The sequence below is a fragment of the Streptomyces sp. MBT53 genome (genome assembly GCF_016654115.1).
Taxonomy (GTDB): domain Bacteria; phylum Actinomycetota; class Actinomycetes; order Streptomycetales; family Streptomycetaceae; genus Streptomyces.
The window spans coordinates 65124-86180 of sequence record NZ_JAEQAZ010000012.1 but is presented as its reverse complement, the minus strand read 5'-3'; the positions used below and the strand labels follow the sequence as shown (position 1 = coordinate 86180).

The window sequence follows — 21057 nt, the reverse complement described above, 5'->3', positions numbered from 1 at the left end:
GTGTAGGCGGGGCGGGGCGGGGCGGGGTCCCGGTCTCGGGTCCGGGACCGGGTTTTGGTCCACCCCGGTCCGCCTCAGCCTGTCTCGGTCAGTCTCGTCCGCCTCAGTCCGCCGCTTCGGCCAGGAGACCGGCGAGGAGGCCGGCGACGAGGGCGGCGCGGTCCGGGACGGAGGTGAGGTCCACCCACTCGTGGCGGGCGTGCGCCCCACCGCCGTCCGGGCCCAGACCGTCCAGCGTGGGCACCCCGAGACTCGCGGTGATGTTGCCGTCCGAGCCGCCGCCGACGCTGGTCTCGGTGACCGGGGGGAGCCCCAGCCGTTCGGCGACCGTCCGGGCGGAGCGCAGCAGGCCGACGGACATCCCGCGCTCCAGCGGACCACGGCTGACGCTGCTCAGGAACGCGAGTTCGGCGCCGGGCTCCCGGGCGCGCAGGCCCCGCAACTCCCGTTCCACCCGGTCCAGTTCGCCGTGCTCCCAGGCCCGTACGTCGACTTCGACGAACGCCCGCTCCGGAACCGTGTTGGTGGTGGTGCCGGCGCTGCCCACCGTGGGCGTGACGGTGGTCCCGCGCTCACGGTCGGCCAACTCGCTGATCGTCAGCACCTGGTGGGCCAGCTCGATCAGCGCGTTGACGCCCTTGTGGGGTTCGAGCCCGGCGTGCGCGGCCCGGCCGCTCACACCGAGGCGGTACTGCGCGACACCCTTGCGCGCGGTCTTGAGGGCGCCGCCCTCACTGGGCTCCAGCACCAGAACGGCGCCGCAGGCCGCCGCGGCCTCCTCGACGAGCGCGCGCGAGGTGATCGACCCGCGTTCCTCGTCACCGGAGACCACCATGCTGACGTGCGAGACGTCGCCGGCCAGCGCGAGCGCCTCGAAGGCGAGCACGAGCCCGGCCTTCATGTCGAAGACCCCGGGCCCGGTCGCCCGCGCCCCTGACACGTCGAACGGATTCTCGGCCAGGGTCCCCAGCGGCCACACCGTGTCGGCATGCCCGAGCAGCAGGACCCGGCGGCTTTTCGGTACGGCGGGATCGGCGCCGCGCCAGTACAGATGCGGCACCCCGTCGGAAACGACCCGCTCGGGCCGCCCCAACGCGCTGCCCGCCCAGGAGTCGAGCAGGTCATAGACATCGTTCAGCCCTCGGTCCCAACCCGACGGCGTCTCGATGCCCACCAGTTGCCCAAGACGCCGGGTGAAGCGCTCGGGGAGAGTGGAGCCGGAACTGAGGGACAAGGCGGCTTCCTTCCGGTCGATGACGGTAGGGAGCATCACCATGCTTGTAGTCTAGGAGATAGTCAATATGCGTTGCTATCTTTCGGGTAGGTGACTGACTGTCATGGAAGGGCTGTCGACTCTGCCGCACGCTCAACTGATGCTGCTCTGCACGGGAGCGGCGGAGCGGGGCTCCGTGTTCTGCCGGGTGCTCGGCTCCGCGGAGGAGCGGAGGTGGCTCGACTCAGGGCTGGAGCTGGCCTGGTCGGCCGCCGCCGGCGAGGGCGTGGCGGACGACTGCGCAGAACTGCTCGACGCGCTAGACGTGCTCGGGGGCGAGAAACACGAGGACGAGGAGGACTACGAGGACTGCGAGGGGGACCCCACGTCACGTCCCGGCTTTTACGTCGAGCAGGTCGTGGGATTGGTGGGGGAAGCGCTGGCGATGTCCCTCAGGCCGTCGGCCGATCGGGTCGAAACGGTCCTGATGACGCTTCGAACGCTGTTTTCCATGGTCGATTTCAAGCTCTCGGGAGAGCGGCCGGTCATCGTGCGCAGCGGCGAGCCGCGGCCCGCCCCCGGTCCACTGGTCCAGAGGGAGGAAGAGGCCGAGCGGGCAGCGCTGAGTCTGCTGACCGGGGAACACGGGGGCTCGGGCATTGCCGAAACCCGGGAGTCCGCTCGGGCGTTCCTGGCCGAGGTGATTCCGTCGGTGGAGGAGTTCGCGGAACTCAGCGGTTGGCGCTGACCGTGCGGGTCGGCGGAGCGAAGGGGCTGCTGGAGATGGCGGTCCGCCGGGCGGCACGATCGGCTGCATCCGCTGCCGCGATGCTCGCCGAGGGCCCTCAACTGTCGGTCGAGCTCGACGCGTTGGCGTGGGTCGTGGGTGCAGGTGTGGCGGCTTCTTGAGCCCGGAGTCGGAGGGCGAGCCCGGGTGGTCTGGTTGGTCCTGCGCTGTCGTTCGGGCGCACGAACGCTCGACGGGGTCGCTCAGCAGTTGCCACCGCTTCCCATGCCGCCGCCCGGCACCCACGGCGCGGCCGTGTCGCAACTGGACGCGTATCCCTCGGATGTGTCGGACGCCGAGTGGGCGGCGGTCCGCCGTGCGGCACGATCGGCTGCAGCCGCCGCGATGCTCGCCGAGAGCCCTCAACTGTCCATCGCGTTCCACGCGTTGGCGCGGACCATGCCGGGAGGGCCGGGGCGGTCGGTCGGAGGGTTGCCGTCATGGGCAGATGCTTGCGCCGGACCCACGGGGAGCTAGAACCTGTGTACACTCGTCCGAAGACTGGACCTAGTGGATTCTGCCGACCAAAACCTGGCAAAATGTCAGGAACCCGGCGAGTTCTTCTTGATCTGTTGATATCCACATCGTGGTGAGGTCATGGTCCGTAGTGGTTCAGGAGCTGGTCGGGGGGCTGGTGTAGTGGCAGCGGCTGCGCGCGATATTGCCGAATCGTTCGGCCTGGACCGCTTGGAGTGCCAAGTCGTGCAGGGTGGAGAGGTTCCCGGGCAGGCGTACAGTGCGGGCCCGACGGCGCTCCTCCTCGAAGGCGTCATCCAGGACGTGATGCCCGTACTCGGCGGATCGGTGCAGTTGTTGACGGATCGTCAGGTCGCTGGGTCTCGCGTCCGGGGCCGGCAGGCCGGTGGCGCCGAGCACGTACTCCTCAGACCACAATTGCGGACTCCATGTCCGCGCGCCAAGCCCGGCAGAGCATGACCGATCACGAGAACTGGCTGACCACCACCGTGGAACGGAATTCGCCGGGGCTCTGGTGAAGAAAGACGCTGTCGCCGACAGTGAAATCCATTGACAAGGTCCTGTCCCAGGCTATCGGGGGAAACTGGTGCCGCAAACCTTGCTGAGCAAACCGTGCTGAGCGTCCATGGCCCGAGGCGGCCAGTGGGCGATTTTTCTGAGCAAGTGGTCCCCACAATAGATGAATTGGACCACTGTATCATTCATGCCCTGCGTATCGACGGTCGGGCGCCATTCAGCCGGATCGCCGAAATTCTGGGCGTCTCCACGCAAACAGTCGCCCGTCGCTACGGGCGGCTGAGCAGCGAGCTGTCGCTTCGCGTTGTCGGGGTGGCGAACCCGCGGCAAGCGTCGGCCGGGAAGTGGATTCTGAGGCTCACGGCGAGCCCGAACACCGCCCAGAGTGTGGCGTACAGCCTGGCTCGGCGGGACGACACCACCTGGGTGCGGCTGGTGTCCGGGGGAACCGAAATATGCTTCGTCATGAATTCCGCGGCGCACCATACGCTGCTGTTCCGTGAAATTCCTCGGGTGGCCAATATCGCCGAGGTGTCGGCGCACCGCCTGCTGCACAACTATCTGGGCGGTCCCACCGCATGGCAGGGCCACACCAGCGCTCTCACCAAGGAGCAGCAGGAACAACTGCGCCGAGCACTCGACCCGCCGGACGACGCCGACGAGCCCAAGGCGCGCTCGTCTCTGACCCAGGCGGACTGGCACCTGCTGGCCGCGCTGCAGAACAACGGCCGTATCAGCTATACGGATCTCGCCGCCGAGACCGGTCAGTCCTCCTCGACCATCACGCGTCGACTCGCCGCTCTGCAGGCCAGCGGCATGCTCACCTTCGACGTCGAGATCAGTGCGGAGGTGTACGGCATCACCACGCAGGCCCTGTTGTGGATGTCCGTCGCCCCCGCGCACCTGAACCAGGTGGCGAACACCCTGATCCAACACAAGGAAATGGCGTTCCTTGCCTCCACCACCGGTCCGACCAACCTGGTGGCGCTGGTCCTGTGCAAGAGTCCCAGCGAACTGCACGACTATCTGGCCGACAGCCTCAGCGCGCTGGACGCCATCCGCATGATCGAGACAAGTCCTGTTCAGCGGACCCTGAAGTCCTGCAGTCCCTTCCTGCACAGCAGCCCCAGACGCAGCGATTCGGCCTGACGTGGGTTCGGAGCCTGGCTGAACTCCGCCGAGTTCAGCCAGGGTTCATCGGCAGCCGATGACGGTCAGCGGTCGTAGACGAGGTCGGCGATGCGTTCGGCGATCATGATCGTGGTGAGGTTGGTGACGCTGGAGGGCACGTACGGGATGATCGAGGCGTCCACGACACGCAGGGCGGCGAGTCCGTGCACGGCTCCGCGGGAGTCGACGACGGCCTGAGGCGAGTCCGCGGCACCCATGGGGGCGGTGGAGGTGGGGTGGCCGTAGACGGAGAGGCCGGATTCGATCACCCGCGTCAACTCCTCGGTGTCGTCGGGCAGTTCGCGTGGCATCAGAAGCCCGGCGAGCGACGGCGCGAGGGCCGGGTCACGGGCCAGGTCGCGGGCGATTCGTACGCCTTCGAGCATGCGTCGGCGGTCGCGCTCGGTGCCGAGGTAGTTGTGGTCGATCAGGGGCTGGGCCAGCGGATCGCGGCCGGTGAGGCGCACCGTGCCCTGTGCCTCGGGGAGCACGAGAGCCGTGGACAGGGCGATGACGCCGCCGGGGGGCATGAACGGGGCCCCGCCCGGATGCACGGCGACCACGTTCAGGTCGAGTTCACCGTCCGCGGCCTCGCTGGAGGCGGTCCACAGCAGTGCGCCGAGGGCCGGAGCCATCTCCCCTCGCCCGGGGGCGAGGGCGTAGACCGCGGGGCAGAAGGGGTGGTCCTGCAGGTGTTGTCCGACGGGCAGGTCGGCCAGGGGTTCGATGCCGAGCGACGCCAGTTCACCGGCGGGGCCGATGCCGGAGCGCAGCAGGATCGCCGCGCTTCCGTAGGTCCCGGCGGAGAGGATCACCTCGTCGGCATCGTGCAGGGCCCCGTCGGCGGTGACCACTCCGGTCGCACAGCCGCCGCGGAACAGGATCCGGTCGACCGTGACGTCACCGCGCACGGTGAGATTGGGGCGGGCGCGCACCTCGGGGGTGAGATAGACCAGTGCGGTGTTCTGTCGGATCCCGTCGAGGACGTTGACCGCGAAGGCTCCGACGCCGTCCTGCTCGGTGCCGTTGAAGTCGGTGATCCGCTTGTGGCCACGGGCGACCGCGGCGTCGATGAAGGCACGGTGCGCGGGGGTCAGTTCGGAGTCGGCCAGTTGGCGCACGGGCATCGGCCCGCTCCGCCCGTGGAACTCGTCCTGGCCGGTGGGGGTGTTCTCCAGGGCGCGGAAGTACGGCAGGACGTCGGCGAAGCTCCAGTCGTCGAGCCCGTTCTCGGCCCAGCGGGCGAAGTCGAGGGCGCGGGCGCGGAGGGCGGCGCCGGCGTTGACGGCGGAACTCCCGCCGATCACCTTGCCGCGCAGTGCGGCGATCTCGGGGCTCAGCCGTCCGCCCCGTGCGGTGTATCCCCAGTCGTGATCGAGGTCGGCTATGCGGTTGGCGTCGAGCAGTGCTGCGGGGAACCGGGTGGGGCCGTAGTCCGGCCCGGCTTCGAGCAGTACGACGCGTCGGGCGGGGTTCTCGCTCAGGCGCGCGGCGAGCACCGCGCCGGCCGACCCGCCGCCGACGATCAGGACGTCGGCCGGTGCTACGGAGTGGGACACGGTAGGACCCTTTCGGTCTCGTCGGAGTGGGGGACCGGCACGGGGAGTCCGTTCCGGATGACGCCCTTGTTCCGCATGAGGAAGTCGGCGAGGTAGCCGTCGTGCGGTACCGAGGGATCCATCCAGTAGGTGGGCCGGCTTCCCACGTACAGGTTGCTGATGGTCGGCTCGTCGAGCAGGCGGTCGACGAGCCGGATGTCGTGGGTCATCGCGTTGAGCACGAGCGTGTTCTTCAGCGGGGCCGTACCGGCCTCGGGTGTCCACGGCGCGATCCACACGCACGGAAACGGCAGTTCCACACCCGCCTGCGGAGCGGCCGGATCGTCGAGTTGGAAGACGGCCGGCAGCAACGCGGCGCTCCCGTCCCCGAGTTCGGCCACGACACCGTCGCCGCCGAGCCAGGGCCGGGCGCCCGCCGCCTTCTTCAGCAGGTACGTCTCGATCGCCCTGGCGACCGCGACCGGCTGTACGGGGAGGACGGCCTTGTCGTCCTCGGGCGGCAAGGGGGTCGCGGCGGACAACCGCGCCGCGATCGCCTCGGCGAGCGGAGCCGGGTCGCCCTCCACGAAGACGGCTGTCGTGTTCACGCATCCGGTGCCGCCGTGGCCGCTCACGGACGCGACGATCACATCCAGGTGGTCGCGCCAGTCCACGTCGGCCGTGATGAGGATCTTCGACCGGCCCGGCCCCTGCGGCAGCACCGTCGCGGCCCCGCCGTACTTGCGGGTCACCTCCTCGCCGCCGTACACCATCCCAAGGTCGGCGCCGCGCAGAACGGCGTCGGCGCCGGCGTGGTCGGTGGGCAGGAGCACCACCTGGTCGTCGGCGAATCCCGCGCTCCGCAGTGCCGCCACGAGTCGGTGCGGGGTGAAGGGATCGCGGCTCGACGGGCGGACCGCGACGCGGTAGCCCAGCGCCAGTGCCTCCGGCCAGATGCTGTGGGTGCCGGGGTGATTGCCGGCGGCGTGCACGGCGAACACGTCTCCGCGCCGCGTCCACACCGAACGGCCGGTCCGCGTCAGCGGATCGCGCCAGTTGTCGACCGCTCCCTGTGGGCGCGCGTACTGGACGCTCGCATGAGCCTTCGCCACCCGCTCGGCGACCGTCGTGGTCGCCGCGACGACGGAGGAGATCGGTACGCCACCGACCCTGCTGACCGCGTGTTGGTACTCCTCGGCGGTCAGGCCGTCGATCGTCCCGGTCGCGAAGAGCTCGGCCGCACGGGTCATCGCGTCGGCCCGTTCGTCGGCCGGCATGATGCCGCCCCGGCGCAGCGCCGCCATGGTGCGGTTGACGTACAACGGCGGTACGAGGCTCAGTTCCGCGAGGGCGGTGCCTGCCACATCGGTGACCGTCTGGATGTTCCTGGCGCGGTAGGCACCCGTCGTACCGAACGCGGGCAGGTCGATCATCAGTACACCCCTTCGATGACGTCCTCGTCCTCGAAGACCGCGACCGTGGAGATGTCGGCGACCGAGTCCCCGACCAGGCCGTTCACCTGGGGAATCCGGGTGGCGAGGTCACGTTCCAGGTTGCTGGGCAGCAGGAAGGACTTGCTGACGTGGTTGACCAGCACCCGGCCCCGCTCTCCGTAGGGCACCGGGTCGAGGCCCTTCGGATCGACGACGGTGAAGGTCACGTAGGGGGAGAAGGAGTCGAAGACGCACGGACCGTCGGCGGACAGCCCGGCGCGTTCGCCCGCGACGCCGATGATCATCGTGCTTCCGTACTCGCCGCACAGCGCGACGTCGGGGAACACCTCGGTCTTGAAGAGGTGCCGGGAGTCGGCGTCCATCTGAGTGCCGCCCCACCTGATGCACTTCACCCGCTCGTTCACCAGGGCGACCAGCTTCTCGTCCCTGGACAGCCGTTCCAGCAGCGGGGGAGTGATGGTGAGCAGGCCGATGTCCTGTGTGCGCAGGACGTCGGCGGCCTGGTCGACGAGGTGTTGGCCGTAGGCGTCGACCTGCCCGAACTGGCCCTCGGCGATGAGCCGTTTCACCCAGCGCGGATCGAGGTCGATCGTGAAGCCGTGGCGGCCGTGCGTCACGGCGTGCTGCCGGAACAGGGTGCCCACGACGTGCGGCCCGGTCGGGATGATGCCCAGCCAGTTCCCGCCGCGCGGCACACCGTGGCGGTCCAGGTTCGCGTTGCTCCAACTCACCATGCGGTCCAGCCAGTCCCGCATCAGGACGACCCGCTTCGGGGCGCCGGTGGTGCCGCCGCTCTCGAAGAACCCGATCACGTCGGGCCGATTGCCGTATCCCCTGGGAATCAGGTCCTCGCCCCGGACGTCACGAAGCTCCGCGGCCAGGTTCGGGAAGAGCCGGAGATCCTCGTACGTCTTGACATCGGCCCGCGGATCGAAGCCGAGCGTGGCGGCCCGGTCCAGCCAGAACCGGCAGCCGGTCTCGGGATTGAAATGCCATTCCATGGCGGCGCGGAGGAATTCGTCCGGATCGGGCTGGACGTCGAACGGAAGATCCAGAATTTGTTCTGCGGTAAAGGGCATTGTCTCTCCCTCATGGAAAGGGTCAGGTGTATTCGGGTATGACGGCGATGCCGCCGGAGCGGTGAAAGGCGGTGGGCGCCGGAAGGGCGTGTCGAAAGAGCGGGGACTACGGCTGCAGCCGGCTCGTACGCCACCCAGGCGCGTCGCGGTCGTAGCGCAGTCTGCGGTGCAGCCGGTCCGAACTCGCGCTCCAGAATTCGACGACGGCGGGCTGCAGTCGGTAGCCGACGAAGAACTCCGGCCGGGGCTGCGGCTCCCCGGTCAGTTCCAGGCCGCGTGCCCTGGCGCGCAGGGCCTCGACGTCCGCCAGATCCTCCAGCGGCTCGCTCTGCCGGGTGACCGTCGACATGGCGTGCAACGGAATCGCCCGCGCGGACCACAGGGCGTCCGACTCGGCGTCGGGCAGGAGCACGACGGGACCGGAGAGAATGATCTGCTGGCCGGTCTCCCTCCAGTACAGCAAACCCGACGCCCACCCCGTGGCGGCGAGTTCGCGTCCTTTCTGGCTGCGGCTGTGGCTGGTGAACACCAGACCGAGGTCGGTGACCTCGGTGATGGCGACCACCCGGTTGGAGGCGCGGCCGCGGGAGTCCGCGGTGGCCAGTGCCAGCGCGGCGGGCTCGCGGACTCCGGTCTCCCGTGCCTCGGAAAGCCAGCTGCGCACCAGCTTTAGAGGATCCGACGGCGGTTCGTCGTACTCGGGGAAAGGGAGGTCGACCTTCCCGCTGAGGGACTCGAATTCACTTGCGTCCATGAAAGGCTCCCCCGCTAGACATTGATTGTTCCCTCGGCGACCACGACGGCGTGCCCGCCGACATGAACCGAGTGAATCGACTCGCCGACCCCCTCGGCGGTCGCCCTCATGACCGACGCGCGTCCCATTTCCACGCCCTGGGTGATGCGGATCTCCTGCCCGTACTCGGCGAACCCGTGCCTGGCCAGGTGAATCGCGAGAGGCCCGGCTGCGGAACCGGTCGCCGCGTCCTCGACCACGCCGTAGGCGGGGGAGAACATCCGCGTCCGCCAACCCCCGTCCGCCTCGGCGAAGCAGTTGGCGGCCATGTCGGGGAAACGCGAGAGGGCGCGGTGATCCGGGTGGAGAGCGGACAGCGCCTCGACGTCGCTCAACCCCACGAACACGTGCCGCGGACCGTTGCGGTAGATCTCGACCGGGGCCGTCGACGACCCGACCCCGAGTGCGGCCAGGAGGTCGGTGGCGAGATCGTAGGGCTTCCACAGGGGAACCGGCTGTTCCATCCGGACCCACGCGGCGCCGTCGCGGGTGCCCAGCTCGAACGGGATGACACCCATCGCGGTCTCCAGCCGCAGCCTGTCGCGGCTCCAGGTCCGGCCGAGCGCGAAGGCGGTGCCGAGCATCGGGTGCCCGGCGAACGGCAGTTCGTTCACCGGGGTGAAGATCCTTATCCGTGCGTCGCCGCCCTGCTCGGCCGGCAGCACGAAGGTGACCTCGGAGAGGTTCATCTCCCTGGCGATGCGCTGCATGGTGCCAGCGGTCAGATCCTCGCTGTCGAAGAAGACGGCGACCGGGTTGCCCAGCAGCGGCTCACTGGCGAAAGCGTCCACGACTGTGTATCGGTGCGTCATCGGCGCTCCCCGGCTCGTGCTGCTGTCGAGGACCCGGCGGAGAAGGCGAGGCCCAGCGAGTCGATCCCCTCGGCCACCGCCGCGACGTCGAAGCTCGCGCGGTGGTCGGGTGCGTAGCCGATCAGCTCGGCCGCCCGGTTGGGGGGCAGCGGCCGGTCCGCCGGAACGTCCGGATCCCACCACATGACCGCGCCCCAACGGCCGCGTTCACGGTCGGCGATCCACAGTTTCAGGCGCAGTCCCTCGACCTCGCGCCACGGCTCGACGGAGCCGTCACGGAGATCCTTCTCCAGGGATTCGACGGTCTGGTGGGACCTGGCCAGGTCCCACCAGACGACAGTCACCCTCATCGGCCGAGCACCCCCTGTATCGCCTCGCGGATGATGCGCGGGCCGTCGACGGTGAGCACCGACTCGGCGTGGAACTGAACCGACGCGAAGCCCGGCCCGCGCAGCGCGTTCACCTCGCCGGTCTCCTGGTCGCGGCTCACCTCGACCACCCCGATCCCTTCGACGGTTCGCCTGCACACCGCGCTGTGCGCGGCGAACGTGTTGTAGAAGCCCACGCGTTCGCGCACACCGAACAGTTCGATCTCCCGCTGCACCCCCTGGTTGGGCACCTCGCGGCGGTGCAGGTCGAGGCCGAGCCTCGTGCTGAGCACCTGATGGCTCAGGCACACGGCGAGCATCGGCCGGCGACCCGCCAGCGCGGTGTCGATCGACTGCCGCAGCTTGGCGATCTTGGGGTGGGAGGTCATCCGCGGATCTCCCGGACCGGGACCGAAGACCGTCAGATCGTGGGCCGCCACGTCGTACGGCTCGTCGAAGCGGCGGACCTCCACGGACAGTCCCAGTGACCGCAACTGCTGGTCGAGCATCGCGGTGAAGGTGTCCTCCGCGTCCACGACCAGTGCCGTCATGCCGTCCAGCGAGGTCCCGGCCGGCGGTCGGTCGTCCTTGTCCCGGAGCCAGAAGCCCGCGATCCCCTCGTTACGGCGATCAAGGGCGGCGCGGACCTCCGGGTCGGCCGCGTAACCGGACGAGTGCCCGGACTTGAGCGCGTTGAGCAGGGTCGCCAGCTTGCCGTGGGTCTCGGAGACCTCGGCCGCCGGGTCGGAGTGGCGCACCAGTGTGGCCCCGACGGAAATGTTCATCCGGCCGCCGGGATCGATGTCGGCCGTCCGGATCAGGATCGCCGAGTCGAGTGTCTGCTGCCCGGCCGCGTCCCGTCCGAGCAGCGCGGCGACCCCGCTGTAGTAGGCGCGCCCTTGCGGCTCGTAGCGCGAGATGACCTTGGCGGCGCTCTCCAGCGGGCTCCCCGTGACGGTCGGGGCGAACATCGTCTCGTGCAGGACCTCGCGCACATCGCGGGTGGTCCTGCCCTCGATCAGGTACTCGGTGTGCGCCAGCCGCGCCATTTCCTTCAGATACGGCCCGTGCACGCGCCCCCCGTCGTCGCACAGCCGGGCCATCATCTTCAGTTCCTCGTCGAGGACCATGTAGAGCTCGTCGGTCTCCTTGGTGTCGGCGAGGAACTCCATGACCCCCTGCAAGGTGGGGCCGCCGGACGGATACCGGTATGTGCCGCTGATCGGGTTCATGACGGCGGTGCCGCCGGCGAGCGAGACATGGCGCTCAGGTGTCGCACCGACGAGGGTGTTGCGGCCGGTGTGGATGATGAAGGTCCAGTAGGCCTTCTCCTCGCGCTCCAACAGCCGCCGGAAGAACGACAGGGCGCTGCTCAGGGAGTAGTCGCCGATGTCCGCGACGAACGAGCGCTTCATCACGAAGTTGGCGCCCTCGCCGGTGCCGATCTCCTCGGTGACGATCCGACGCACCATCTGCGCGTAGGCGGCGTCGTCCACGTCGAAGTGACCGCCGGTCAGTTCCGTCGGGACCTGCGGGAAGCGGGCGAGGGCCTCGGCGACCGGCACCGTGTCGCGAGCGGTGAGGCTCATCGCGAGAAGGGGTGTGGCGTCGTCCCGCGCGGCGAAGCCGCGGTCGGCCAGCTGCCGGTAGGGGACGAGCACCAGCGTGTCGAGCGCGGGACCCGGCCCGGAGTCGTCGGCCAACGGGATGTCGTCCAGCGACTTGTACTCGCTCACCGGGCCGGTCAGGACGTCCAGCCTGCCGGGGGAGCCGCTTTCGGGACGGTGGATGATCGCGAAGGCGGGCAGTTCCAGCGCGAGAACCTGCTCGAGCAGCGCGCTCATGCCAGCACGTCCTCGGTGCGGACCACCATGGCGCAGCACCGTGCCGCGTATTCGAGGGTCATCGTGTGGCGGTCTTCGGAGAAGTCGCCGAGCGCGTCGGCGACCAGGAAGGGCTGGACGTCGTTGGAGAACGCGTCCAAAGCGGTCGACAGCACTCCGATATGCGCGTAGACACCGCAAATGATCAACTGGTCACGCCGCAGCGTGCGCATGCGCTGCAGCAGCTCCGAGCCGAAGAACGCGCTGTAGCGCCATTTCGTGCTCACCCAGTCGTCCGCGTCGGGTCGGAGTTCGGGAACGACCGCGCGTTCGGTCTCGTCAGTACGCATGCCGGGACCCCAGAAGTCCTTCAGGAGCCCACGTTGCAGGTCCGTCATCCCGCCGGGCTGGGCGGTGTAGGCCACCGGCACCCCCAGCGCTCCGCAGCGCTTCTTGAGGTCGGCGATGTTGGTCACCAATTCGCCGCGCATGCCGTCGTCGAAGGGCTCGAGGAAATAGCTCTGCATGTCGTGGATGAGGAGCACCGCCCGATCCGGGTCGACGGTCCAGCGCACGGTGTTCTCCGGCAGCGCGTCCCTCAGCGGCAGTCCGTAAGGCGCGATCGGCGGTATTCCCGTCATCAAAGACTCCCTCTCTACGAATCTCAGTACTCGGACCACGCCGAGACCACCTTGATGGCCTGGGGGGTGTTGAGCCGCGGATCACACAGGCTGGTGACGGGGCCCGAACCCAGCTCGGCCGGGTCCAGCACGCACTCGGTCACGTCGTCGGGGGTCGCCTCCAGGTGCAGCCCCCCGGCGGGAACCCCCGCCAGGTCCAGGACCCGCCGGAAGCCGCGGACTTCCCGGGCGACGGTCTCCACGAGCCGGTATTTGGTGCCGTCGGCCGCGCAATCGGTGTTCCCGTGCATCGGGTCGCTGAGCCAGACCACCGGGTGCCCGGCCGACTGCACCGCCTCGACGAGCCGGGGCAGCCTGTCGGCGACGAGGTCGGCACCCATGCGCACGATGAGTGAGAGCCGGCCCGGCTCCCGCTCCGGGTCCAACCGGTCGCACAGCTCGACGATCTCGCCGACGGTCATCGACGGACCGACCTTGCAGGCAACCGGGTTGGCCACCTGGGCGAGCAGCGCGACGTGCGGGCCGTCGATCTGTCGGGTCCGCTCGCCGATCCACGGCCAGTGGGTGGAGCCGAGCAGATGCCGAACGCCGTCGAGCTCTCGGAGCATCGACATCTCGTAGTCCAGCAGCAGCGCTTCATGGCTCGTCCACACAACAGGCCCGGCAGGCCGAGGCGTTGACCCGACCCACCCGAGCCGCGTCGTGATCTCCCGCGCCGCCATGTAGCCCGTGAGCATGCGCAGCGGATCGGGACGCCTGCTCTCGTGGGTGGGCTCCGGCCCGTTGATCATGTGCCCGAAGAAGGACGGCAGTTCGTCGTCGCCGAGTTTCTCGACCCGGCTGGAGCGGGGCTTGCAGAACTGCCCCGCGATCCGCCCGACCCGCAGTGTCCGCTTGCCGGTGGCGTCCTCCAGGTTCTGGGCGAGCAGATCGATGAGGCCGGTCTTGCCCTGAATGTGCCCGGCGGTGCACTCGGCCGGGTCCTCCGCACAGTCCCCGGCCTGCAGCACCTGCATCTCGCCGGCGGCGACACGGGCCAGGTGGGAGCGGAGGGTCTCCACCTGCGCCGCGGTCACCAGCGGTGTGACGGACGACAGCATCGCCCGTACGAGCTCGACCTGCGAGGGACTGTCCCATTCGGGCTGATGGCGCGCCTGGGCCCTATCGATGTCGGCAAGGATGTTTCCCATAACGACCTTCTCCATTGATTGAAAAGAAGACGCCCGCTGAAAGGCGTTCAGGTCGGTATGTCGGCCCGCTTGACCTGAGGGACGGCGATGCCCAGAGCCCTGAACTGCTGGCAGGGGTTCATGAACTCGCGCTGGTGCTTGATCTTTCCGTTCTCGAACAGGAAGGAGTGCAGGAAGTGATTGCGGTAGTGGCCGTCGGGATAATCGGGGAAACGGATCGTTCCCTCGCCGTCGCATTCGACCCAGAACCGGTTGGGGTCCTGCGTGTCGAAGATCTCGACGTTCGTCCAGACCCAGTCGGGGAAGCACTTGAGCGACCATTGGCCGTGGTCGCCCAGCCGGTCCCGGCCCGTGATGACGATCGGCTGCCCGGTTTCGGTCGTCCAGAGACCACCGGTGCCGTCCTCGGTGAACAGAAGGTGCCGGCGCAGGCGATCCTCCCCGCGGGTATTCATGTACTGCTGCACGATCGCGCGGTTGCTCGCTCGCAGTTCCGCGTCGCCGCGGGACCTCGACAACGTATCGGTGGTTTCGGCGGTTCCGGTGATGTCTACCATTTCCTCTTCCTCCAGTGCCGAAGTAAAGCGGGATCGCCGCGCGCACAAGGGCAGGCAGAACCAGGCATGACGACGCCCAAAGAGCACAATCATGCATTGGTTCAAGAGATTTCTGGTGAGCCCCCGTCCCGCGCTCGGCGGGTAGACGAAATCTTGTTCATGCCCCGGCTGGTTCGGGAAGCTGGTAACCGCTGTCTGGCCGAAAAATTCCAACCGGTATCACCGTCTGACGGATCTGCTCCATGGCGGGCGCGATTTCGCTGGACGCGCGCCTGCGGGGACTCCTCCCACGTGCGGGCGAAAAGAGGGGTGCCGGGGTTGATCCGTCGCCGGCCGGATCGGGGCAGGCACGGCAGCCGACCCCACCTGATCCGCGCCGGCGGCGTCCCCTACAACACCCGGCCAGCCGACCGGGCGGGTTGAGCAAGCAGCCCGAGTCTCTTCCTGGCCGGTGACAAGGGTGACGAGGGCGACGACAGCCGGCGCGTCCGAGGCGAGCCGACCCGATGCCGGGACCTGCCTGCCATCTCCCGTCGGGGCGAGCGGCCCGCGCTCCTGTCCCCTGGCCGCCGACGCGCGCCGGAGCCCCGCGTCCGACGTGAATTTCGGCCACGCGAGCCGCGCTCGATGGAACGAACAAGTCAATACTGCGCCACGGGCGGTGGCCAAACCTAGGGGGCACTTATGTTCGCGATGCGCACCGCACGCCTAGTTGATTTCGATATTCAAGGATTCGGGAAACCAACAAGACACTTGCCCAATCAGAAGGGGGAATTCCGGTGAAGCGTATCGGTGAACATGCGGTGGTGCTGGGAGCGAGTATTTCGGGCCTGCTTGCCGCCCGGGTGCTCTCCGAGGCATTCGACCGGGTAACGGTGGTGGAGCGTGACCAGCTGCCGGAGGGACAGCGGACCCAGCGGCGAGGTGTGCCGCAGGGCCGCCACGCTCATGGTCTGCTCTCCAAGGGCGCGAAGATCTTCGAGGAGCTCTTCCCCGGGATACTCGACGACTTCGTCGCCGGTGGCGCGCCCGTCATCGACGGACCTGCCGAGCTGCGCATGAGGCTGGGCGGGCACCTGTTGTGCATGGACGGCGAGTACGCCGATCTGTCCCGCACCTACCAGCCGAGCCGGCCGCATCTGGAGAGCCGGCTCCGCGCCCGGATCGGGGACCTCGCGAAGATCAAGGTCATCGACGAATGCCAGGTCAGCGGCCTCGAAACCGCCACGGACAAGAGCGCTGTCACCGGTGTGCGGGTCAGGTACGTGGGCAGCGGCTCCGAGGACGTGATCCCCGCCGACCTGGTGGTGGACGCGACCGGCCGGTCCGGACGGACCACCAAATGGCTGGTCGAGATGGGATACGAGCCGCCGCAAGAGGAGCGCATCGACGTCGACATCATGTACACCAGCCGGTATCTGCGGCCGGCCCCCGGCTCCATGGGCCGTGAGAAGGTCGTGATCATCGGGCACGCACCGGGAAGCCCCAAGGGCGCGGAATTCCTCGAGGAAGAGGACGGCCGCTGGGTCCTGACGCTGATCGGATACCGCGACCACCATCCGCCGACCGACCCCGCCGGGTGGGTCGAGTTCGCCAGGCCGCTGGTCCCCGAACACGTCTTCGCGGCGATCCGCGACGCCGAGCCGCTCAGCGAGATCTCCGCGCACCGGTTCCCGGCGAGCGTGCGCCGCCGCTACGAGAAGCTGACCCGATTCCCGCGCAGGCTGCTGGTGGTGGGCGATGCGATATCCAGCTTCAACCCCATCTACGCCCAGGGAATGACAGTGGCCTCGCTCCAGGCGATGGCGCTGCGCGACTCGCTGAACGGTGACCTGGACCAGGTCGGGCAACGCTTCTTCCGCAAGGCCGCCAAACCCATCGGCGTCGCCTGGAAGATGGCGACCGGCAGTGACCTGGCCCTGCCTCAGATCGAAGGCCCGAGGCCACTTCCCGTGCGGCTCATCAACTCCTACATGGACAAGGTGCTCGCCGCGGCCGAAACGGACATGGTCGTGGCCGAGAAGTTCCTGAAAGTCCAGTACCTGCTCGAACCGCCGACAGCGCTGTGCACCCCGGGCATCATGTGGCGCGTTCTGGCGGGGAATCGCCGGCGGCGCTCCACGGCACACACCAGTTAACGGAGGTAACAAATGCCCCTCTCCATCGCCGACAAGATCCTTCGGCTCTCCCTGACCACGTTCCCGTTCATAGACGCGTCACAGTTCTTTCCGTCGCTCTCCACGTACAAGGTCGACAGGACCTTCGAGCTCGCCGAGTTCGAGGAGGCCATGACGCACTTCTTCCGGGGGAATCCGCTCTTCTCCAAGTGCCACCTGGTGGAGCTGACCTTCGACACTCCCGAGGACTTCCCCCTGTCGTCCTTCCAGGCACTCCTCGCGGAAAAGTACGAGAGCTTCTACGACAGCTTTCTGCTCGCTTCCGTCACCTACCGATCCGACCCGCACCTGCAGGGCATCTTCACGTGCATTCCGTTTCCGCTGCAGGACGGCTACAAGGTCTTCCGATTCCACCAGGCTCTGATGAAGACCCTGAAGACTCGGCAGGACGGCTTCCGGATCGCCGAAGGCCTCGCAGAGCTGGGGATCCGGGCCGATGAACTGGCAGCCTTCCTGCCGCCCGCTCAGACCTCGCCCTCCGGTGCGAGCAAGGAACTCCCCGTCTCCTTCACCGAAGGATCTGAGCCGCCGGTCAAGATCGGCCCCTTCATGGAAAGGATGAGGGCGGATTTCCTCGACCGCGACAGCGCGAACATGTTCGTCCTCAAGAACAGCCTCTACTCGCCGAAGCTGCCCCTTGGCAACACACTTCGGTTTCTGACGGTGCCGCGAAGCGTCATCGAGCAGAGCACGGGAATCCAGATCCGTGACTACTATCGCGCCGAGGAGCAGCGCGAGATAGACGCGCTGTCTCGCATCGAGCGGCGAGAGGACTTCATCGAGGCCGGCCACGCCAGGATCGGGAAGATGATCGCCACGCCCGACGTCTTCGCCGTCAACAACTACGGCAATGTGTCGGCGCACGACGGCTCGGACGCCCAGGCGGATCAAGGCATGCTCGTGAAGTACGAGTGGCACATGCCGCTCATCGTGTTGGGACTCACCGTGGGCGAGAGGTCCGGACTCTCGTGGACCATCACCATTCGCGACAAGGCGTTCAACTTTGCGACGGTCCGAACGTCCTCGCAGGGTGACACCGTCATGGCGGCCACCGGAAAGAATCCGGCAGCGTCCGTCGCATGAACTGCCGGTGACGTGCAGGAACGAGGGGGCTGAGGCCCGCTCGTCTTCTACCGGTCGGGTGGCCAGGGGCGCGCGAGCCCCTGGCCACCCGACCGCGTCCACGTCTCCGCCGCACCTGTGGAAGCCTGCCCAATGAACGCGCCGAGCGGTCCGCAACGATGCCGCGAACAGACCCGAGAGGCCTTCGGATGAGTAAGCCCGCCCTGCAGAAGTTGACCCTCGCCGACGACCTGAGCATCACGCGGATGGGATACGGCGCGATGCAGCTGACCGGTCCCGGCGTCTTCGGACCACCCGAGGACCGCACCCGGGCGATCGCCGTGCTGCGCGCAGCGGTCGAGCTCGGCATCACCCACATCGACACCAGCGACTTCTACGGCCCGACCGTCGTCAACGAACTGATCAAAGAAGCCCTGCACCCCTACCCGGCCGGGCTGCACATCGTCACCAAGGTCGGCGTCCGCCGCACCGCCGACGGCGGCTGGATCACCTCCCTGGACCCCGCCGACCTCAAGGCCCAGGTCCACGAGAACCTCCGGCACCTCGGCCTGGAGACCCTGGACGTGGTCAACCTGCGCACCCCCGCGTTCGGCGGTGACGGATCCTCCGTCGCCGAGTCGTTCGCCGCCTTGGCCGGCCTGCGCGAGCAGGGCCTGATCCGGCACCTCGGCCTCAGCGGGATCACCGACGCCCAGCTCACCCAGGCCCAGGCCATCGCCCCCGTGGTCACCGTGCAGAACCAGTACAACCTGGCCGACCGCGCCGACGACGACCTCGTCGACCGCTGCGCCGAGGAGAACATCGCCTACGCCGCGTTCTTCCCCCTCGGCGGCGGATTCCACCCACTGCGGTCACGGCCCCTGCGCGATGTCGCCCGCCGCCTCGGCGCCTCCGAGCAACAGGTGGCGCTCGCCTGGCTACTGCGGCGCTCGCCGTCGACGGTGCTCATCCCCGGAACCTCCTCCGTCGCTCACCTGCGGGAGAACATCGCCGCGGCCGACCTGCAACTGCCCGACGAGGCGATCGCCGAACTCGACGCCATCGGGCAGTGACCCGTGTGAACGACCGCGCCCACCCATTCACCTGGACCACACCAGAGAAGGCGGCAACCAATGAAAATTCGAGACCTCCACAACGAGTTCACCGCGGACCGCGCCGCCGCCGAGCGTGCCTACTACGGGAAATTCCTCACTCTTGAGGGAATCTCGATCCGAACCGGCGAAAGCCAGTACGGCACACCGGTGGTGGAAGTGTCGGACACTCCCGGAGGCCCCCACCTCGCGATCTTCGTGCTGCCGTTCGACGACCGGATCAAGGAATCGTTCCGGCTTGTGCGAAACGTCCCCCTGGGCGTCACCGTCACGGTGAAGGGAGAATGCCGGGTCTTCAGCGAGGACGGGACAGTGCTGGTCATCAAGGAGTGCGAAATCCTCACCCCATGAGTCCCTGAAGCCGCCCGACGTCCGGCTCATGACGGTCTGTCGGGCGGGGCGGGCAGGGCGGCCCGGGAAGCGTGACATGCAGGGAAGACCGTGCCTGCCTGCGCACCAGCACCGGTGCCGCCCGTCGAGGCCCCGAGCCTGCTGGAACGTCTAGCCGAGATACCGCACCCCGCGTGATCCGCGCGGGGTGCGCCACCCGCCGCCCGCCACCCGTCGTCTCCGCCCTGGCCGCGCGCGCTCCTGGCCGGGACCACGTCTCTGTTGGCGCCCGCCGACGCGCCCGCCCGCGCGTGAACCCGGCTCGTTGTCCGCCCCGATCCGATCCGGTGCTCCCCGCCCCGCAACGGCCCTCCGAGTCCGCAGTACGGCGGCTGCCGCCGGCCCGGACCGACAGCGACGCCCTCGACGCGGCGGTCGGGGTTCGGCTCGCGTACCGCCGTCCCCTCTATACGGCCGGGCAGCGCGCGCCGACCGTAGACGGCAAGAGCCCGCAGGGCACCGCGAAGGCCGACGCACGAAAGAGCCACCTGTCCGCCGCCCGGATACCGCAAACCGGACATGCCCCCGCTGCACCGAAACCCCCTGGGCATCGGCGATGCGCGTGAATATCCACCATCCGCACGGTCGTCGATGGAACGAGTCCGTCAATATCGCGTGATAAATGCCGCTCGGATCACCGACTGCCTTTACTTGAAGAGACACAGCCGCTCGTTCCGAATCGATCGCCCTTTCAAGGGGCTCGACGAGAGGAACGCATGATCGCGGACATGTCCGACCCGCTCGCCAACATTGACAGTGAGGACGCACGCGGGTTCGCGTCCTAAACGAGAAATGGAATAGTCAGTGACCACCAATCGCACCCTCGTCATTGTCGCCCACCCGAACCTCGCGGAATCCCGTGGCAACGCCACCTGGCTCGCCGGGATCAAGGACTTGGACAACGTCACCGTCCACGACCTCTACCAGACCTACCCCGATTTCAAGATCGATGCGGCACGCGAGCAGCAGCTGCTGCGCGAGCACGACACCGTCGTTCTCCAGTTCCCGGTCTACTGGTACAGCGTGACTCCGCTGCTCAAGGCCTGGTTCGACGCGGTGCTGGTGCACGGTTTCGCCTTCACCTTCGACGGTTCCGCCTCCGCGCTGCAGGGCAAGAAGGCGTGGCTGGCCGTCACGGTCGGCAGCACCCTGGAGACCTACGCCGCGGAAGGCCTCGCCCGGCGGACCCTTGAGGAGTACCTCGCCCCGGTCGCTCAGACGCTGGAGTTCTGCCAGCTCGACTACCAGGGTATTCACTCCGTCTACGGCATGATCTTCGACCCGCTGGACGAGGATCTGGTCCTGAACGCCAAGGAATACCGCCGGCTCCTCTCGACCAGTGAGACGCCGGTCGGCTGACCTCGGTTATTCGGTGAACCTCGATCGTTCGTGAATTCTTGGAGTCTTCACGATTGATCACGAAGTTCACTCCGGGGCCCGGCCCCAGGCCGCGCGCTCCCGTATGTCACCGCCGCTTCCTTTGCCGAACTCGACGGGAGTTCAGCGAAGGAAGCACGACTCAGGTTCGGTGAAGCGGTCTTGAAACCGTCCGGGCGGTGACCGAAGACGTAACGGACCGAGTCCGGCTACGCGCCTGCGCTCCCAGGCGGAGGCGATCATCGCGAGGGGCAGCAGATGGACCAGGGGGACCTCCGCATCATCCAAGGCGATCCCACTCCCGAGGAACTCGCCGCGCTGATCGCGGTTCTGGCGGCCCGCACCGCCGCGCAGCGCCCCGCCACTCCGCGGTTCGCCCATGGCGACCACAGCCCGCGGGCCCGCTGGCGCCGCCCCGACCGCGTGACCGACTACCGCAGCCCCGTCTCCTGGCGCTGACGTCCCCCCCCGGCGTCAGCGCCAGGTCGTCGTCCGCGGCCGACGGTGATGTCACGCGTGGG

20 protein-coding genes are annotated in these 21057 nt (G+C 68.3%); 8 read left to right on the top strand and 12 right to left on the bottom strand.

All coding sequences use genetic code 11. From position 1 onward, the window contains the following. Nucleotides 1–103: 103 nt before the first annotated feature. The gene (locus JHN45_RS07100) at nucleotides 104–1276 is read right to left on the bottom strand and encodes a M20/M25/M40 family metallo-hydrolase (protein WP_236583440.1); all 1173 of its coding nucleotides are present in this window, start codon (nucleotides 1274–1276) and stop codon (nucleotides 104–106) included. Nucleotides 1277–1373: 97 nt separating this feature from the next. Here JHN45_RS07100 and JHN45_RS07095 point away from each other — a divergent pair, with 97 nt between their 5' ends. Next, a complete protein-coding gene (locus tag JHN45_RS07095) occupies nucleotides 1374–1961 on the top strand; it encodes a hypothetical protein (RefSeq protein WP_201048398.1) in 588 nt (195 codons plus the stop codon). Between the two features lie 651 nt (nucleotides 1962–2612). Here JHN45_RS07095 and JHN45_RS07090 read toward each other — a convergent pair. After that, the gene (locus JHN45_RS07090; RefSeq protein WP_201048397.1) at nucleotides 2613–2894 is read right to left on the bottom strand and encodes a hypothetical protein; all 282 of its coding nucleotides are present in this window, start codon (nucleotides 2892–2894) and stop codon (nucleotides 2613–2615) included. Nucleotides 2895–3161: 267 nt separating this feature from the next. Between JHN45_RS07090 and JHN45_RS07085 the strand changes: the two genes are divergently transcribed. Continuing rightward, the gene (locus JHN45_RS07085) at nucleotides 3162–4142 is read left to right on the top strand and encodes an Lrp/AsnC family transcriptional regulator (protein WP_234468961.1); all 981 of its coding nucleotides are present in this window, start codon (nucleotides 3162–3164) and stop codon (nucleotides 4140–4142) included. A gap of 65 nt (nucleotides 4143–4207) precedes the next feature. Here the strand turns inward: JHN45_RS07085 and JHN45_RS07080 are convergent, their stop codons facing one another. The 10 genes from JHN45_RS07080 to JHN45_RS07035 all read right to left on the bottom strand — a co-directional run bounded on the left by JHN45_RS07080 (nucleotide 4208) and on the right by JHN45_RS07035 (nucleotide 14631). Further along, a complete protein-coding gene (locus tag JHN45_RS07080) occupies nucleotides 4208–5722 on the bottom strand; it encodes a GMC family oxidoreductase N-terminal domain-containing protein (protein WP_201048396.1) in 1515 nt (504 codons plus the stop codon). After that, nucleotides 5707–7134, bottom strand: a complete 1428-nt coding sequence (locus JHN45_RS07075; protein ID WP_201048395.1) for an aldehyde dehydrogenase family protein — start codon at nucleotides 7132–7134, stop codon at nucleotides 5707–5709. The genes JHN45_RS07080 and JHN45_RS07075 overlap by 16 nt, the downstream gene beginning before the upstream one ends. Then, entirely contained in the window at nucleotides 7134–8234 is a 1101-nt protein-coding gene (locus tag JHN45_RS07070) for a phenazine antibiotic biosynthesis protein (RefSeq protein WP_201048394.1), read from the bottom strand. Before JHN45_RS07070 ends, JHN45_RS07075 begins: the two co-directional genes overlap by 1 nt. Before the next feature lie 106 nt (nucleotides 8235–8340). Continuing rightward, nucleotides 8341–8988, bottom strand: coding sequence for a phenazine biosynthesis FMN-dependent oxidase PhzG (gene phzG, locus JHN45_RS07065; protein ID WP_201048393.1), 648 nt, complete (start codon nucleotides 8986–8988; stop codon nucleotides 8341–8343). A gap of 14 nt (nucleotides 8989–9002) precedes the next feature. Next, nucleotides 9003–9839 carry a PhzF family phenazine biosynthesis protein gene (locus JHN45_RS07060; protein ID WP_201048392.1) on the bottom strand — a complete coding sequence of 279 codons (837 nt, stop codon included), beginning with the start codon at nucleotides 9837–9839 and terminating at the stop codon, nucleotides 9003–9005. Continuing rightward, complete coding sequence (locus tag JHN45_RS07055; protein ID WP_201048391.1) at nucleotides 9836–10189, bottom strand: hypothetical protein; 354 nt, start codon at nucleotides 10187–10189, stop codon at nucleotides 9836–9838. The genes JHN45_RS07060 and JHN45_RS07055 overlap by 4 nt, the downstream gene beginning before the upstream one ends. Further along, nucleotides 10186–12051, bottom strand: a complete 1866-nt coding sequence (locus JHN45_RS07050) for an anthranilate synthase family protein (RefSeq protein WP_201048390.1) — start codon at nucleotides 12049–12051, stop codon at nucleotides 10186–10188. The genes JHN45_RS07055 and JHN45_RS07050 overlap by 4 nt, the downstream gene beginning before the upstream one ends. Beyond that, nucleotides 12048–12671: an isochorismatase family protein gene (locus tag JHN45_RS07045; protein ID WP_201048389.1), complete on the bottom strand. Its 624-nt coding sequence runs from the start codon at nucleotides 12669–12671 to the stop codon at nucleotides 12048–12050. The genes JHN45_RS07050 and JHN45_RS07045 overlap by 4 nt, the downstream gene beginning before the upstream one ends. Nucleotides 12672–12694: 23 nt before the next feature. Beyond that, nucleotides 12695–13861, bottom strand: a complete 1167-nt coding sequence (locus JHN45_RS07040) for a 3-deoxy-7-phosphoheptulonate synthase (RefSeq protein WP_201048388.1) — start codon at nucleotides 13859–13861, stop codon at nucleotides 12695–12697. A 47-nt stretch (nucleotides 13862–13908) separates the two neighbouring features. Next, complete coding sequence (locus JHN45_RS07035; RefSeq protein WP_307783047.1) at nucleotides 13909–14631, bottom strand: PhzA/PhzB family protein; 723 nt, start codon at nucleotides 14629–14631, stop codon at nucleotides 13909–13911. A 566-nt stretch (nucleotides 14632–15197) separates the two neighbouring features. Here JHN45_RS07035 and JHN45_RS07030 point away from each other — a divergent pair. The 6 genes from JHN45_RS07030 to JHN45_RS07005 all read left to right on the top strand — a co-directional run bounded on the left by JHN45_RS07030 (nucleotide 15198) and on the right by JHN45_RS07005 (nucleotide 20995). Further along, nucleotides 15198–16556 (top strand): NAD(P)/FAD-dependent oxidoreductase, encoded by a 1359-nt coding sequence (locus JHN45_RS07030; protein WP_201048387.1) that lies wholly within the window; start codon nucleotides 15198–15200, stop codon nucleotides 16554–16556. 12 nt (nucleotides 16557–16568) lie between these two features. Next, nucleotides 16569–17678, top strand: a complete 1110-nt coding sequence (locus JHN45_RS07025) for a hypothetical protein (RefSeq protein WP_200714235.1) — start codon at nucleotides 16569–16571, stop codon at nucleotides 17676–17678. A gap of 188 nt (nucleotides 17679–17866) precedes the next feature. Continuing rightward, entirely contained in the window at nucleotides 17867–18730 is an 864-nt protein-coding gene (locus JHN45_RS07020) for an oxidoreductase (protein ID WP_200714236.1), read from the top strand. A 60-nt stretch (nucleotides 18731–18790) separates the two neighbouring features. Further along, nucleotides 18791–19120 (top strand): hypothetical protein, encoded by a 330-nt coding sequence (locus tag JHN45_RS07015; protein WP_200714237.1) that lies wholly within the window; start codon nucleotides 18791–18793, stop codon nucleotides 19118–19120. An 843-nt stretch (nucleotides 19121–19963) separates the two neighbouring features. Then, nucleotides 19964–20518, top strand: coding sequence for an NAD(P)H-dependent oxidoreductase (locus JHN45_RS07010; protein ID WP_200714747.1), 555 nt, complete (start codon nucleotides 19964–19966; stop codon nucleotides 20516–20518). Between the two features lie 276 nt (nucleotides 20519–20794). Continuing rightward, nucleotides 20795–20995, top strand: a complete 201-nt coding sequence (locus tag JHN45_RS07005) for an acyl-CoA carboxylase epsilon subunit (RefSeq protein WP_201048386.1) — start codon at nucleotides 20795–20797, stop codon at nucleotides 20993–20995. Nucleotides 20996–21057 lie beyond the last annotated feature (62 nt).

Excerpts from the sequence above, each read along its gene's own strand:
- JHN45_RS07100 (WP_236583440.1), bottom strand. The coding sequence starts at position 1,276 with ATGGTGATGCTCCCTACCGTCATCGACCGGAAGGAAGCCGCCTTGTCC.
- JHN45_RS07095 (WP_201048398.1), top strand. The coding sequence starts at position 1,374 with ATGCTGCTCTGCACGGGAGCGGCGGAGCGGGGCTCCGTGTTCTGCCGG.
- JHN45_RS07075 (WP_201048395.1), bottom strand. The coding sequence starts at position 7,134 with ATGATCGACCTGCCCGCGTTCGGTACGACGGGTGCCTACCGCGCCAGG.
- JHN45_RS07070 (WP_201048394.1), bottom strand. The coding sequence starts at position 8,234 with ATGCCCTTTACCGCAGAACAAATTCTGGATCTTCCGTTCGACGTCCAG.
- phzG (WP_201048393.1), bottom strand. The coding sequence starts at position 8,988 with ATGGACGCAAGTGAATTCGAGTCCCTCAGCGGGAAGGTCGACCTCCCT.
- JHN45_RS07060 (WP_201048392.1), bottom strand. The coding sequence starts at position 9,839 with ATGACGCACCGATACACAGTCGTGGACGCTTTCGCCAGTGAGCCGCTG.
- JHN45_RS07055 (WP_201048391.1), bottom strand. The coding sequence starts at position 10,189 with ATGAGGGTGACTGTCGTCTGGTGGGACCTGGCCAGGTCCCACCAGACC.
- JHN45_RS07050 (WP_201048390.1), bottom strand. The coding sequence starts at position 12,051 with ATGAGCGCGCTGCTCGAGCAGGTTCTCGCGCTGGAACTGCCCGCCTTC.
- JHN45_RS07045 (WP_201048389.1), bottom strand. The coding sequence starts at position 12,671 with ATGACGGGAATACCGCCGATCGCGCCTTACGGACTGCCGCTGAGGGAC.
- JHN45_RS07040 (WP_201048388.1), bottom strand. The coding sequence starts at position 13,861 with ATGGGAAACATCCTTGCCGACATCGATAGGGCCCAGGCGCGCCATCAG.
- JHN45_RS07025 (WP_200714235.1), top strand. The coding sequence starts at position 16,569 with ATGCCCCTCTCCATCGCCGACAAGATCCTTCGGCTCTCCCTGACCACG.
- JHN45_RS07020 (WP_200714236.1), top strand. The coding sequence starts at position 17,867 with ATGAGTAAGCCCGCCCTGCAGAAGTTGACCCTCGCCGACGACCTGAGC.
- JHN45_RS07015 (WP_200714237.1), top strand. The coding sequence starts at position 18,791 with ATGAAAATTCGAGACCTCCACAACGAGTTCACCGCGGACCGCGCCGCC.
- JHN45_RS07005 (WP_201048386.1), top strand. The coding sequence starts at position 20,795 with ATGGACCAGGGGGACCTCCGCATCATCCAAGGCGATCCCACTCCCGAG.